The organism is Micromonospora musae (assembly GCF_003626545.1).
Classification (GTDB): Bacteria; Actinomycetota; Actinomycetes; order Mycobacteriales; family Micromonosporaceae; genus Micromonospora; species Micromonospora musae.
On record NZ_RAZS01000002.1, the window covers coordinates 22,632 to 35,725 of the forward strand.

Below are 13,094 nucleotides of genomic sequence, written 5' to 3' on the forward strand. Positions count from 1 at the left end.
CTGGTTGGATGGATTCCGCTCCCCGGTCGCGGTGGACGCGAGGGGAGGAGGAGGCAGCGTGCGCGTAGGTGCGGGCCCGGCACTCGGCTCGATGGCCGGTCAGCACCGCCGGCGCTTCGACGAACGGGTCGTGCCGCACCGGCGCCGCTCGCCGATGCGGCTGCGCGACTGGCGCCTGCGGACCAAGCTCGCCACCGTCCTGGTGGTGCCGTCGGTGGCGTTCCTGGTCCTGGCCGGCGTGCAGACCAGCTCCCTGGTCGGGCAGACCACCGTGCTCAGCGACTTCGCCGAGCAGGTCGGGATCGGTCGGGAGATCACCACGGCGGTGCACCGCATCCAGCAGGAGCGGGACCGAACGGCGGGGGAGCTCGCCGAGCTTCGCCGGGCGGCGGGCTCGGCCGACCGTAACGCCGCGATCGAGGAGTTGGAGCCGTTGCGGGCGGCCACCGACCAGGCCATCGCGGACCTGCGGCGGGCGGCGGACCCCCTGGCGGACGCGGACGCGTCCTGGCGGGTGGCGTTCTCCGAGGTGCTGGAGGCGTACGACCGGATCGTCTACATCCGCCCTGCCGTGCCGCCCGCGGTGCTCAGCAGCGACACCATCCTGAGCAACTACCACCGGGCGGTCGGTGCGCTGCTCGACCTGCTGGCCGAGCCGAACCCGGGTCAGGACCGTCCGGCACTGAGCGACGCCGTGCTGCGTTACGTGCAGTTCGCGCGGGTCAAGGAGCTCGCTTCCCGGATCCGCGCCGAGCTCTACGCGGCGGCCCGGGCCGGCCGGTACGGCTCGGAGGACCAGGTCGTCCTCTCCGACCTTCGCGCGCAGCAGCTCACCGCGCTCGGCGCGTTCCGGGTCGCCGCCACCACCGAGCAGGTCCGCCGGTACGACCAGATGTCGGTCGACCCGGCGTTCGCCGCCGCCGCCGAGCTGGAGGAGCGCAGCCTGCCCACGACCGGGGTGACGCCCGCGGTGCTGCCCGCGACGCAGTGGTGGGCGGCGAGCGAGCGGCGGCAGGAGCTGCTGGGGCAGGCCGAGGAGAGTGTGCTGACCGACGCGGTCCGGCAGGCCGACGACGCCGCGACCGGGCAGCTGCGGACGACGCTGCTGGTCGCCGGTGGGATCGTCGCGGTGCTCCTGGTCGCGGTGCTCATCTCGCTGCTCATCGGCCGGTCGCTCGCCAGGTCCATGCGTCTGCTGCGGAGCCAGGCCCTACGGATCGCGCAGGTGGAGCTGCCGGACGCCCTGGACCGGCTGCGAACCGTCAGCGGCGGCGTACCGCACATCGACGTCGCGCCGGCTGTGGTCCGGTCGCTGGACGAGATCGGGGAGCTCGCGGAGGCCTTCGTGGCGGTGCACCGCAGCGCGGTGAGCGTCGCCGTCGAGCAGGCCTCGATGCGGCGCAACGTCAACGCCATGTTCGTGAACCTGGCCCGGCGCAGCCAGGTGCTGGTGGAGCGGCAGCTCGAACTCCTCGACGATCTGGAGCGCGAGGAGAACGACCCGGACCAGCTGGAGAACCTGTTCAAGCTGGACCATCTGGCCGCGCGCATGCGGCGTAACGACGAGAGCCTGCTGGTGCTCGCCGGCACCGAGTCCACCCGACGGTGGCAGCGGCCCGTCGGGCTCGGCGCCGTCCTGCTCGCCGCCGCCGCGGAGATCGAGCAGTACCAGCGGGTCCGGCACGAGTCGGTGGCCGACCTGCACATCGTCGGTCACGCCGTCGGGGAGCTGGTGCACCTGCTCGCCGAGCTGCTGGAGAACGCCACCGCCTTCTCCCGGCCCGACACCGTGGTCTCGGTGACCGCCCGCGCCGACGCAGCGGACGCCGTCATCGAGATCACCGACCGGGGGCTGGGGATGAGCCCGGCCGCGCTGGCCGAGGCGAACACCGTGCTCGCCACGCCGCCGGCCGCCGACGTCGCGACGGTCGAGCGGATGGGTCTCTTCGTGGTCAGCCACCTGGCGGCCCGGCTCGGCGTCCGGGTGCGGCTGCACGGTGGGCAGGGGGGCCTGGTCGCTGTGCTCCAGCTGCCGGGCGTGCTGCTCGCGCCGGCGCCGGCGGAGCCGCTCGACGCGGCGATCCCGGCGCGGATGTTGACGACCGGGTACGTTGCGGCCCCGTCGGCCGGTGCGATCGACCTGCCGGTGGCGGGACGCCGGCCGGTCGCGGTGCCGCGCCAGCGCCGACCGCTGCCGGTACGCGCCGAGGACGTGCTCGCTCCCCCCACCGTCGACGGGGGCGGCAGCTGGTGGTCCCGGCAGGGGCCGCCGGCGCCGAAGGCCCCGGGACCGGTCGCCTCGGCCGCGACCCCGGTCACCGGGGGTGTGAACGCGCGCGGGCTGCCGACGCGGGTGCCGATGGCGCAGCTCGCCGCGATGCACGGTTCGGTACGACCCCAGCCGGGGCCGAACGCGCACGACCCGGATCCGGACGCGGTCGGCGGAATGCTCTCCCGCCTCTACAGCGGAGTACGGCGGGCCGAGGCGGAGGACACCACCGAGATACCTGTGCCGCCGACCGGCGGGCACGGCGAAGGAGGACGACAGTGACGACGTTGAGTCAGGAGGCGCGTGACCTCAGCTGGCTGGTCAGTGGCTTCGCCGAGCGGGTGCCGGGTGTCGCACACGCGGCGGTGGTCTCCTCGGACGGGCTGTTGGTGGCGATCTCCGACCACCTGCCCCGCGACAACGCGGACAAGCTCGCGGCGGTGACCTCCGGGCTGATGAGCATCACCTCGGGCGCGGCGCAGATGTTCGACGGGGACGTGGTCAAGCAGACGGTCGTCGAGATGGGCCGTGGCTACTTCCTGGTCATGCAGGTGCGGGACGGCTCGATCCTCGCCACCCTGGCGGCCTCCGACGCCGACATCGGCGTGGTGGGCTACGAGATGGCCCGGCTCGCCAAGCAGGCGGGGGAGATGCTCACCCCGGCGTTGCGGGCCGAGCTGCAGCAGGCGTTGCCGCGCTGAGCGACGCCGCGGGCCCGAGCGGTCGGCTGTCCTCAGGGCGTGTGTCGAAGTCCCTGGCCGGCCTGCGGCGGGCCCAGACGACGACCGGCGGCGTCGGCGCTTCGTTCGGATACGACACCGGTATCCGAACGAATCCCCGCCTTGCCGGACCGCCGCCTGGACTCCGCCTCGGCTCGACCGACGACTTTGACACACGCCCTGAGCCCGGCGCCCCGGGCTCGGGGCGCCGAGTCCGGGGTTCAGATGCCGTTGTCGGCGATGACCGTGCGGTACCAGTGGGCGCTGCGCTTGAGGATGCGCCGCTGGGTGGCATAGTCCACGTACACCAGGCCCCAGCGCTGGTCGTACCCCTCGGCCCACTCGAAGTTGTCGAGCAGGGACCAGACGTGGAAGCTCTCCAGCGGCACCCCGTCGGTGAGCGCCCGGTGCGCGGCGGCCAGGTGGTCGCGGAGGAACGCGACGCGTCCCGCGTCGTCGACGGTGCCGTCGGTGCCCACGGTGTCCGGGGTGGGCAGTCCGTTCTCCGTCACGGTGATCGGGATCGGGCCGTAGTCGCGGGTGACCCGGGTGAGGATGTCGTACATGCCCTCGGGGTGGATCTGCTGCCACTCGGCTTCCGAGGTCGGATGGCGTCGGGCGGTGCCGCCCTGGGCGGTGACGTAGATCGGGGTGTAGTACTGCACGGCGAGGATGTCGATGGGCGCGGAGATGACCTCCAGGTCGCCGTCGGCGATGCCCTGAACCATTCGGCTCTGCGCCCCGAGGTCCGCCAGCACGTCGTGCGGGTAGCGGCCGGTGAGGACGGGGTCGAGGTAGAGGCGGTTCTCGTACCCGTCGTAGAGCCGGGCGGCGGCCGCCGCTTCGGGGGAGTCGTCGGCCGGGTAGCAGGGGTGCAGGTTGAGCGCCGGGCCGATGCGGCCGGGGCCGGTGGCGCGCAGCGCCCGTACGGCCAGACCGTGCGCGAGTTGCAGGTGGTGGGCGACCAGGTAGGCGGCCTCCGGGTCCTGGCGGCCGGGTGCGTGGTGCCCGGAGAGGTAGCCGTTCTGCACGACCGTCTTCGGTTCGTTGACGGTGAGCCAGGTCGGTACCCGGTCGCCGAGCGCGCGGAACATCGTCTCGGCGTACTCGGCGAAGCGGTACGCGGTGTCCCGCGACTCCCAGCCGCCGGCGTCCTGGAGCGCCTGCGGTAGGTCCCAATGGAACAGGGTCGCCATCGGGGTGATCCCGCGTTCGTGCAGGCCGTCGAGGAGGCGGCGGTAGAAGTCGAGGCCGCGTTGGTTGGGCGCGCCGGTGCCGTCGGGCTGGATTCGCGGCCACGCGATGGAGAACCGGTAGCTGCGCAGCCCGAGGTCGCGCATGAGGTCGAGGTCGTCGCGGTACCGGTGGTAGTGGTCGGCGGCGACGTCGCCGGTGTCGCCGTTGCGGACGCGTCCCGGGGTCCGGCTGAAGGTGTCCCAGATCGACTCGCCCCGGCCGTCGTCCTTCGTGGCCCCCTCGATCTGGTAGGCGGAGGTGGACGCGCCCCAGCCGAAGCCGGCCGGGAACCGCAGCGGGGCTCGCCGTGGGGTGGGCATCGACATCTGTTCTCCTCGTGCGCCGGGCGCCCACGATGCGGGAGCGCTCCCACAATTATCGCAGGTAGGCCTGTCGGCACCTGCCGGCGACCGTCCGGTGACCGGCCGGGGGACGAAGCGCGAAAAAAGAGGCCGACGCGGGATCACGCGTGGGACCTCGACGGAGTAACGTACGTCACTGGAGAGGCCGCTCCCCCCGTGGCGGCCTCTCTCCTTCTTTGTGGAGCCGCCGGTTCCCGCCGCCGACGCCTCAGCGCTCCACCGGTTCGACCGGATGGCGCAGCCCGGGGTGACCGGCCGGCAGCGACCGGCGCACCACCAGCCAGCTCACCGCCAACGCCGCCGCCACCAGCGGCCAGGTGAGCGCGACCCGCGCCGCCACCAGCGCCACCACCTGCCCGCCGAGATAGAGCGGAACGAAGACGGCGACCCGCAGCACGTAGGTGGCGGTCCAGACCCAACTGCCCCGCCCGTACGCCCGCACCAGCGCCGCGTCCCGCCGCCACCGGGTGCGTTGGCCGAGCGCGGCGCCGACCACCACACCCAACAGCGGCCAGCGCAGCAGGATGCTGACCGCCCAGGCCAACGTGCTAGCCGCATTGGAGAGCAGTTGGAGCAGGAAGAAATCCTCGGCGCGACCGGTGCGCAGCGCGATCAACGCGGCCACGCAGACCGCCAGCAACCCGATGAGCACCGAACGCGGCCGGTCACCCCGGCGCAGTCGCCAGACCGCCACCCCGGCGCCGGTCACCAGCGCGGCGCCCACCCCGACCCAGATCGACTCGCCGCCCAACAGCCAGCCCACGGCGAACGCCACCGGCGGCAGGGTCGCGTCGATCGCACCCGCGCGGCCGCCGAGCAGATCGGCGAGGGACTCCGGACGTCCCCGATCAGCGGCCTCGGCGTCTCCGGGGCGCTGCGGCGCGCCGCCCGAAGGCGGGACCTCGTGCTGCGGTCCTCCCGCCACCGTCACCTCCTGACCTCGGGACAAACCTAACCGTAGGAAGGAGTCGGCCCACCCGTCGCCCGCATCGAAGCGCTCGCTAACGTTGGCACGTGCGGGCGACGGCGAGGGGTTGGACGGCGGTCTGGCTGGTCCTGTTCGTTCTGGTGCAGGTGGCCGCGTTCCTCGTGGCCTGGCGGGTGGCCGTACACACCGGGCTCGGCCAGTGGGTCGACACAGTGGCGCTCACCGGCAACCGGATCGGGCAAGATCGCATCGACGAGCCGGTCGACCGGATCCTGAACGCCATGTCGGTGGTCTCGTTGCTGGCCGCGACCATCGTGATCGGGTTCATCGCGCTGATGCGGGGCCGGATCGCGCTGGCGATCACCGCGACCCTGCTGATCGCCGGCGCCAACGTGACCACCCAGCTGCTCAAGTACGGGCTGACCCGCCCCGACCTCGGCATCGACCTCGAACGCATCTACGCCGGCAACAGCCTGCCGAGCGGGCACACCGCGGTGGCCGCGTCGGTCGCGGTGGCGCTGGTGCTCGTCCTCCCGGCCAAGGCGCGGCCGCTCGGCGCGTTCGTCGGCGCCGGCTACGCGGCCGCAGCCGGGGTGGCGACCCTCTCCGCCGGCTGGCACCGGCCCAGCGACGCGTTGACCGCGTTCCTCGTGGTGGGGGTCTGGGCGGCGCTCGCCGGGCTGGTCCTGCTGGTGACCCAGCGCGAGCAGGCGCAGGTCTCCACCGCCGACGCGCACCGGGTCGCCGCCATGGTGCTCGGCGTCGGCGGGGTGATCGCCCTGGTGATCTCCGGGCTGGCGCTGGGCTGGTTGACGGATCTGCGCGGCGTCTCGCCGCAGGCGCTCTCCCGGCGGGCGCTCTTCGTCGCGTACGCCGGAAGCGCGGCCGGCATCGCCGGAACGATGGCGGTGGTGATGGCGCTCGTCCTCGCCGTGGTGCACCGGCTGGTGCCGCGCCACCAAGGTTGACGCGGCACCGGCCGGGTGAGCGACCGTCGCGTCGATCAGCCGTTGGGGCGCGACTCGATCGCCTGCAGGGACCACGAGTTCCCGTCGGGATCACGGAAGTAGACGAAGTTGCCCCACGCCTGCGCATCGACCTCGCTCGCCTCGACGCCCGCGTCGAGCAGCTGCTTGCGTGCCGCCTCGGCGTCGGCGACCACCACCTGGATCTCCTGCGTGCCAGGGGTCTTCTCGGTGATGCCGTCGCCGATCACGATGGAGCACGCCGAGCCGGGCGGGGTCAGCTGAACGAACCGCAGGCTCTCGTGCACCCGGTGGTCGTGGTCGGCGTTGAAGCCGACCTTCTGGTAGAACGCCTTGGCCCGGTCGACATCGGTCACCGGTACGGGGATGAGCTCGATCTTCCAGTCCATCGGACCACCGTAGGGCGTGGATACGACAATTCCCGGTCGCAGCGCGGGTGCCCGCCCGTCGAGTCCCGGGACGGCCGGCCGGACAGGCCGCGTGAGAGGGTACCGGCGGCGGACGGAGCAGCTGTGCAGACGGTACGAGCGGCATTCCGGGACGAGTGCGCCCGGCTGGGCGAGGCGCTGCACGGCCTCTCCGAGGCGGACCTGGACCGGCCGACCGACTGCCGACCCTGGACCGTACGCGAGCTGCTCGCCCACGTCCGCAGCGGCGCGGGCCGACTCGCCGACATGCTCGCCGCGCCCGCCCCGCCGCGGGCGGAGGTGGACGCCGCCGGGTACTTCGGGGCGCCGAAATTCACCCCTGAGGTGGACGCCGCCCGCATCGACAGCGGTCGGCGGGAGGCCCGCGAACTCGACGGCCCGGCGCTGGTGGCGGACTTCGACCGGGCGTGGCGGGCCACCGACGTCGCGGTCGCGTCCGCGCCCGCCGACCGGGTGGTGCGGACCCGGCACGGCGACGCGATGAGCCTCACCGAGTTTCTACGTACCCGAGTGGTCGAGGTCGGTGTGCACGGCCTGGACCTGGCCGCCGCGCTCGCCCGCGAGCCGTGGCTCACCCCGACCGCCGCGCAGGTGATCGCCGAGCTGCTCGCCGGTGGGCGGCCGGTCCCGGCCGAACTGGGCTGGGACCCGTTGACCCTGATCCGTAAGGCCACCGGACGCGCCCGGCTCGACGACCGGGAGCGGGCGGTCGTCGCCGCGGCCGGTCTCCGCTGGCTCTCCTTCGGCGGCTGACCCGCCGGCTCACCCCGGCTTGTCGGAACGCCCCCTCCCGGTGACGGCGTCGCGATCCGGTCACCCGCTGCGGTTGCCGACGTTAACCTCGGCGCGTCGGAATGATGGGCGTTGCGGAGGCGGGCCGGTGGTGAACCTTGCGGAGCAGGCGGCCGGCGATCAGCCGTCGTCCACGGTCACCCGGCCACGCGACCGGGCCGCGCCCGCCGGCTGACGGCCGCTGATGCGACCCGGACCATCCGACAAGGGGGTGAGCTGGGAGGAACTCTTCTTCGACCTCGCCTTCGTCTTCGCCCTCACCCAGTTCTCGCAGCTGCTGCACGAGGACCACGGCTGGGCGGGGATCGGCCGGGTGCTGATCCTCTTCGTCCCCGTCTACTGGGCCTGGGGTGGGGTCACCCTCTACATCAACCAGCGCGACACCGATGCTGTGGTGGACCGCGTCGGCGTCTTCACGCTCGGCTTCGCCAGCCTCCTGATGGCCCTGACCATTCCCGGCGCGTACGAGGACCACGGGCTGCTCTTCGTCGGGGTCTACATCGCCAGCCGGGCGCTGTTGGCCGTCCTCGCCCTCCGCAAGCGCCTCTCCTGGCGGAACCTCCTCGTCGGTCCGTACGTCTTCTTCCTGCTCGTGGGGCCGCTCCTGGTCGCCGGCGCGCTCATGGACGGCGCGCCACGGATCGCCTTCTGGGCCGTCGCCGCGACCGTCGACCTGCTGAGCCCCTGGGTGGTGCGTCATCTGACCACCCAGCCCAGGGCGCAGCCCGTGCACTACACCCACCGGTACGGTCTTCTGATCATCCTGGTGCTCGGCGAGTCGGTGATCGAGGTCGGCGCGGTCTCCGTCGACGGTGAGCTGAACCCGGTCCGGCTCACCGCGATCGGCGCCGCCTACGCGATGGTCGGCGTCCTCGCGTGGCTGTACTTCGGTTTCGGCCTGCCGGACTTCCGCCAGGCCCTGGAGCGTGCCGCGGACCAGGTGGACCTCCGTCGCGCGATCCTGGTCTACGGGCACCTGCTCTTCAGCTTCGGGATCATCGCCATCGCTGTGGGCCTGGCCGACACGGTTCCCGCGCCGCTCGACCCGCTGCCGATCCGCGAGGCGATGCTCCTCTTCGGCGGCTGCGCGCTCTTCCTGGGCGCCTTCGCGTACGCCCACTGGCGGATCCACCGGACGATCGCCTGGCGCCGGATCGGTGGCACCGTGGCCTGCCTGCTTCTCGTGCCACCGGCCATGGTGATGCCGGCCCTGGCGGGTGTCGTGTGCCTGATCCTGGTGGTCGCCCTGGTGGCCGCCGCGGAGCAGCTGGCCGTCCGCCGCCAGGGCGGCGACGCGGCCGGCGGCTCGGCCGGGTACCGGCCGTTCAGCGACGAGGACCCGGATTCGGGGCCGGCGACCGCGGGCGTGTGACCACCGCCCGCCGCCGGTCGCGCCGTGTTCGTGGCCGCCACCCCGGGTCCGCTTGACTATCGTCGACGGGGTCCGGCCACTGGAGACGACAGCGAGGAGCCCGTCCGTGATCACTCTGGCTGACCTCCGGGGCTACGCGACGGCGCTGCCCGACGTCGTGGAGCAACCCCACTTCCGGCTGCCCGGCTTCCGCGTCGCCGACCGGCTCCTCGCGCACCTGGAGAAGGGCGACGCGCACGCGATCGTGTGTGTCGGGCAGGCGGAAGCCGGCGCGGCGGCCGCCGATCAGCCGGACGTCTACCAGGAGGTGTGGCGCAACGGCCGAATCTTCGTCGGTCTCCGCGTCGACCTGGCCAGGGTCACCGAGGAGCGCATGCGGGAGCTGGTCGAGCAGGCGTGGCGCAACCGGGCGCCGAAACGCCTGGTTGCCGAGTACGACGGCCGCTGACGCCGGCCACCGGCGCGGTGGCCGGGTTCGCGCCGGGGAGCTGCCCGGACGTCGCCGGGGAGCCGGTGGTCAGCGGCGCGCGGCGGTCACGGGCGCCGTCGATCGGGACCGCGCCGGGTCCGCGAGCAGCCAGCGGGCGGCGCCGGCGACGCCGAGGGTGACGAAGACGGCGAAGCCGAGCAGCGCCACCTGCGGGCTCACGTGACGCAGCGCGATCCCGACGCCGATCACCGGCACGGACATGCCCAGGTAACCGGCGAGGAGGATGTCGGCGAGCGCCTCGGCCCGTCCCTCCGGGTGGAGATGGCGGCGGTGGTGCCGAGCACGCCCCGGAGCATCGCGCCGGCGCTGGCGCCGGCTCCGCTGAGTACCGCACCGATGACGAAGAGGGTGAGGCTCGGCGTGCCGAGCCAGGCGGCGACGACGGCGAGACCGATGCCGGACACCAGCAGCGCCGTGCCGACCGCGAGGCTGCGGCGCAGCGACCAGCCCGGTGCGGTGATCTGCACGAGCACCCCGGCCGCGCAGCGGCGGAACCATCGATACAGCGTTTGCCGCGGGGCGTAGTTCGCGGGTACGTCAGGCCATGACGTACCGGTGCGTATGCCGTCGATGATCTGTCGTCTGGTCTACGTGCACGGTCTTCCCCGCGAGTATTCCGTAGGCAGCAACGGGTACAGGGATGGTAGGCCCGACGCTGTCCGTAGCGGCCCGATGTCTACGAGAAGCGAAAGGTTCAAGCACATCTATCGATGTATGCTGCGCGGGAAGTCACCATTGTGGAGGGAGACCGATGACCACGCGACGAATGAGTGCTCGGCTGGCAGCTACCGTGCTGCTCGCGGCGGCGGTGACCTACGTTGTGCCCGCGACACCGGCGTCGGCGGCTTGCGGGCAGGGCTGGTCGGACCGGAGCAGCCGTACAGCCGTGGTGACGGCAGACGGTGTCCGTTACCGCACCGGGCCGCACACGTCCTGCACCGCCTATGGCCAGGTGAATCGCGGCGTGACGGCGTACCTGGACTGCGCCACGCGCGGCGACACGGTCAACGGCATCGCCGTCTGGTGGCACGCACGCTTCAGCACCGGTGGGTCCGGCTTCATCAGCGGGGCGTACCTCAACCCGTGGGTCCAGTACACCACCGAGAACTGCTGATCGGCCGATCGGCCGGGGCCAGGGCTCGTACTCGGGGACGAACGACCGAGTCCCGGCCGATCGACGGTTCGACGTGGGTCCGATCTGCGCGGCCCGGCAGGTTCTCGCCGCTAGCCCCGCTCCGGCGGGAGCGCGTGTCCTGCTTCGATCGGTGCGCGACGGATGCGCTACCGCGTCTCGGTGAGAAGCACCCGGCGTGGCTCGGCGCGCCGCTCCAACCAGTAGCCGCCGAGGGCGAGCGCGATCAGGGCGTCCTGGGTGAGCAGCGAGGTCGGCAGCCCGAGCAGCCGGATCGGCGGCCCCCCTCCTCGTCGGGTGACGTCCCGGGTATGGCGAGGGTCGGATTGAAGGGGCCGTACCGCAGCAGCGGCAGCAGCGCCGCCACGGCGGTCGCCATCCGCCGGTCGCGCCGTACGCCGCGGATGATCAGCCACAGCATTACGTGGCCGGTGCAGCTGGCGCCGACCATCTCCGAGGTGCCGTGCCAGCGGGCGTGTGGCCCGTACCCGGGCCCCGAAGGTGTGACGCCGGTTCCAGTCGGCGAGCCAGGGCACCACCGTTATGGCTGCGGCGCTGGCGAGGAGCAGTCTCCGGCCCCACCTCGACCGCATGGTGTTCCTCCTCATGCCCGCTCCTCGAACGACCCCGTTCCGGCGCCTGCTTCGATCCCGCGCGCGCCACGTAGCGCGCCATGCACGTCACGTCACATTTCGAGCCGGGGTTCAGCCGGGGCGGGTAGCCTCGCTGCGGTGAGCGCTACACCGAGGACCACCGCCGCCCGCGAGGCCGGAGAGACCCCGTGAGCTGCAGCGTGCTGGGCCGGCACTCGGACGTCGAAGGCTCCGGTCCCGCCCCGCGACCGCAGCGGCCGATTCGGCCGGCGGTGGCCTCCCCACGACAGCAGTGGGCGGTGGAGACGATGGCCGTCGCCCCCGACGACCAGGTGTTGGAGATCGGCTGCGGTCGGGGAACCGCCGTCTCCCTCGTCGCGAGCCGGCTCACGTCCGGGCGGATCGTCGCCGTCGACCGCTCGGCAGCGATGGCCCGGCTCGCGGCCGAACGCAACGAGATCCATGTCGACTCCGGCCGCGCTGAGATCAGGTGTGCGGAGTTCGAACCGGCCGACTACCGGCCCGGCCACTTCGACAAGATCTTCGCGGTCAACGTGAGCCTGTTCTGGCTCGGTGCCACGACCGCACAGATCGAGCGGATGCGTGACCTGCTGGCCCCGGGCGGCCGGCTCTACGTGTTCGGCGAGCGGCCGACCTCCGTGCACGCCACGGCGAACGCCGCCGCCACCGAACGACTGCTCACGAGGCACGGCTACACCACGACCACCTCGCTCGCGACCCGCGGTCAGGGCCGGGTGCTCACCTGCGTCACCGGCACCCCGGCCCGCTGAGTTCGCCGGCCGGCGGCGAGGTACCCGCCGGACGACGGCGGGCACCTCGGTCCCCGATGTGCCGTCCGGCTTCGGCTCGGCGTCGGCCTCACGCGAGGGTTGACCGGGCGGCTCAGGCGCCGGTGCGCGGGGCGGGCACGTGCGGCGCGGCGCGGCGCAGATGCTCCAGCACCACCGGGTCGATGCGCCCCGGGACCAGCCGCTCCTCCAGGTTCTCCATCCCGGCCCAGGAGGCCAGCGTCTCCTCCGGGCCGGCCGGGTCGACCGGGTGGCCGAGCGCGGCGAGTAACGTGCCGACCTCGGTGGCCACCGCGCCGCTGAGGTCGAGCAGGGTCGCCGGGTCGGGCCGGCTGAAGAGCAGCGTGTGCACGGCGAGTAGCCGGTCCAGCTCGGTGACCGGGTCGGGGTGGTCGTCGACGCGCAGGTCCACCACGACGTCGCTGTTGCCGCCGTAGCCGCCGCCGGCCCGCACCACGAGCAGCCCGGCGCTCTGCCGGCCCCGCCGGTCACCTCCGGCCGCGTCACCCGCCCGCAACGCGGCGAGCAGCCGCTGTGGGAACCCGAGCGCCGAACCGCCCAGCCAGCTGTCCCGCATCGCGTCGATGACCTGCGGACCGGCGAGGATGTTGCCCTGCGCGGCCCACCCGTCGCCGGCCTGGCCGCCGGCCCAGTCGTGGCACTTCGCGCCCGTGAACGTGGCGCCCGGGCCGGTGGCGGCGACCACGCCGAGCTGCCGGTGGTCCCGCTCGGCGTCTGCGGCGACCAGGCCGGCGACCACGTCGGCGGCGGCCACCCCGGTGCGGAGCATGGTCAGCCCCTGCGGGCGGTAGGCGAGGTTGGCGCTCGCCTGGGTGGCCAGCGCGCCGGCGTCGGCCTCGGCGGCCGGAACGAGCGCACCGGCGGCGAGGAACTTGCTGGCCACGGCGACGCCGTGCAGCTTGCCGTCATCGGAACGGGCGACGATCGAGAAGGTCACTCGCAGAGACTAACCCGCGC

At 73.1% G+C, this 13,094-nt stretch carries 14 protein-coding genes; 8 read left to right on the forward strand and 6 right to left on the reverse strand.

Annotated elements, in window-relative coordinates:
* The first annotated feature begins 58 nt into the window (after positions 1–58).
* Complete coding sequence (locus tag D7147_RS04475) at positions 59–2,551, forward strand: sensor histidine kinase (RefSeq protein ID WP_233562927.1); 2,493 nt, start codon at positions 59–61, stop codon at positions 2,549–2,551.
* Positions 2,548–2,970: a roadblock/LC7 domain-containing protein gene (locus D7147_RS04480; RefSeq protein WP_120674029.1), complete on the forward strand. Its 423-nt coding sequence runs from the start codon at positions 2,548–2,550 to the stop codon at positions 2,968–2,970. Before D7147_RS04475 ends, D7147_RS04480 begins: the two co-directional genes overlap by 4 nt.
* Before the next feature lie 239 nt (positions 2,971–3,209).
* On the opposite strand, the gene D7147_RS04485 is transcribed toward D7147_RS04480, so the two are convergent.
* On the reverse strand, positions 3,210–4,550 hold the full coding sequence (locus D7147_RS04485; RefSeq protein WP_120674030.1) for a GH1 family beta-glucosidase: 1,341 nt from the start codon (positions 4,548–4,550) through the stop codon (positions 3,210–3,212).
* Between the two features lie 244 nt (positions 4,551–4,794).
* Positions 4,795–5,406: a DUF3159 domain-containing protein gene (locus tag D7147_RS04490; RefSeq protein WP_233563006.1), complete on the reverse strand. Its 612-nt coding sequence runs from the start codon at positions 5,404–5,406 to the stop codon at positions 4,795–4,797.
* Positions 5,407–5,600: 194 nt separating this feature from the next.
* On the opposite strand from D7147_RS04490, the gene D7147_RS04495 reads away from it, so the two are divergent.
* Positions 5,601–6,482, forward strand: coding sequence for a phosphatase PAP2 family protein (locus tag D7147_RS04495; protein ID WP_120674031.1), 882 nt, complete (start codon positions 5,601–5,603; stop codon positions 6,480–6,482).
* 35 nt (positions 6,483–6,517) lie between these two features.
* Here the strand turns inward: D7147_RS04495 and D7147_RS04500 are convergent, their stop codons facing one another.
* Positions 6,518–6,889: a VOC family protein gene (locus D7147_RS04500; RefSeq protein WP_120674032.1), complete on the reverse strand. Its 372-nt coding sequence runs from the start codon at positions 6,887–6,889 to the stop codon at positions 6,518–6,520.
* Between the two features lie 123 nt (positions 6,890–7,012).
* Here D7147_RS04500 and D7147_RS04505 point away from each other — a divergent pair, with 123 nt between their 5' ends.
* The 3 genes from D7147_RS04505 to D7147_RS04515 all read left to right on the forward strand — a co-directional run bounded on the left by D7147_RS04505 (position 7,013) and on the right by D7147_RS04515 (position 9,540).
* Positions 7,013–7,681: a maleylpyruvate isomerase N-terminal domain-containing protein gene (locus tag D7147_RS04505; RefSeq protein WP_120674033.1), complete on the forward strand. Its 669-nt coding sequence runs from the start codon at positions 7,013–7,015 to the stop codon at positions 7,679–7,681.
* A 250-nt stretch (positions 7,682–7,931) separates the two neighbouring features.
* Positions 7,932–9,092: a low temperature requirement protein A gene (locus tag D7147_RS04510; RefSeq protein WP_158609271.1), complete on the forward strand. Its 1,161-nt coding sequence runs from the start codon at positions 7,932–7,934 to the stop codon at positions 9,090–9,092.
* A 106-nt stretch (positions 9,093–9,198) separates the two neighbouring features.
* On the forward strand, positions 9,199–9,540 hold the full coding sequence (locus D7147_RS04515) for an MmcQ/YjbR family DNA-binding protein (RefSeq protein ID WP_158609272.1): 342 nt from the start codon (positions 9,199–9,201) through the stop codon (positions 9,538–9,540).
* Between the two features lie 69 nt (positions 9,541–9,609).
* Here the strand turns inward: D7147_RS04515 and D7147_RS32315 are convergent, their stop codons facing one another.
* Positions 9,610–9,783: a hypothetical protein gene (locus D7147_RS32315; protein WP_158609273.1), complete on the reverse strand. Its 174-nt coding sequence runs from the start codon at positions 9,781–9,783 to the stop codon at positions 9,610–9,612.
* The gene (locus D7147_RS32320; RefSeq protein ID WP_158609274.1) at positions 9,768–10,049 is read right to left on the reverse strand and encodes a hypothetical protein; all 282 of its coding nucleotides are present in this window, start codon (positions 10,047–10,049) and stop codon (positions 9,768–9,770) included. The genes D7147_RS32315 and D7147_RS32320 overlap by 16 nt, the downstream gene beginning before the upstream one ends.
* Before the next feature lie 284 nt (positions 10,050–10,333).
* Between D7147_RS32320 and D7147_RS04525 the strand changes: the two genes are divergently transcribed.
* Complete coding sequence (locus D7147_RS04525; protein ID WP_147437334.1) at positions 10,334–10,696, forward strand: SH3 domain-containing protein; 363 nt, start codon at positions 10,334–10,336, stop codon at positions 10,694–10,696.
* Positions 10,697–11,495: 799 nt separating this feature from the next.
* On the forward strand, positions 11,496–12,098 hold the full coding sequence (locus tag D7147_RS04530) for a class I SAM-dependent methyltransferase (protein ID WP_120674037.1): 603 nt from the start codon (positions 11,496–11,498) through the stop codon (positions 12,096–12,098).
* A 112-nt stretch (positions 12,099–12,210) separates the two neighbouring features.
* Here the strand turns inward: D7147_RS04530 and D7147_RS04535 are convergent, their stop codons facing one another.
* Positions 12,211–13,074 (reverse strand): DUF1028 domain-containing protein, encoded by an 864-nt coding sequence (locus D7147_RS04535; protein WP_120674038.1) that lies wholly within the window; start codon positions 13,072–13,074, stop codon positions 12,211–12,213.
* Positions 13,075–13,094: the final 20 nt, after the last annotated feature.

Coding starts and splice junctions, on each gene's coding strand:
- D7147_RS04485 (WP_120674030.1), bottom strand. CDS start 4,550: ATGTCGATGCCCACCCCACGGCGAGCCCCGCTGCGGTTCCCGGCCGGC.
- D7147_RS04500 (WP_120674032.1), bottom strand. CDS start 6,889: ATGGACTGGAAGATCGAGCTCATCCCCGTACCGGTGACCGATGTCGAC.
- D7147_RS32315 (WP_158609273.1), bottom strand. CDS start 9,783: ATGTCCGTGCCGGTGATCGGCGTCGGGATCGCGCTGCGTCACGTGAGC.
- D7147_RS04525 (WP_147437334.1), top strand. CDS start 10,334: ATGACCACGCGACGAATGAGTGCTCGGCTGGCAGCTACCGTGCTGCTC.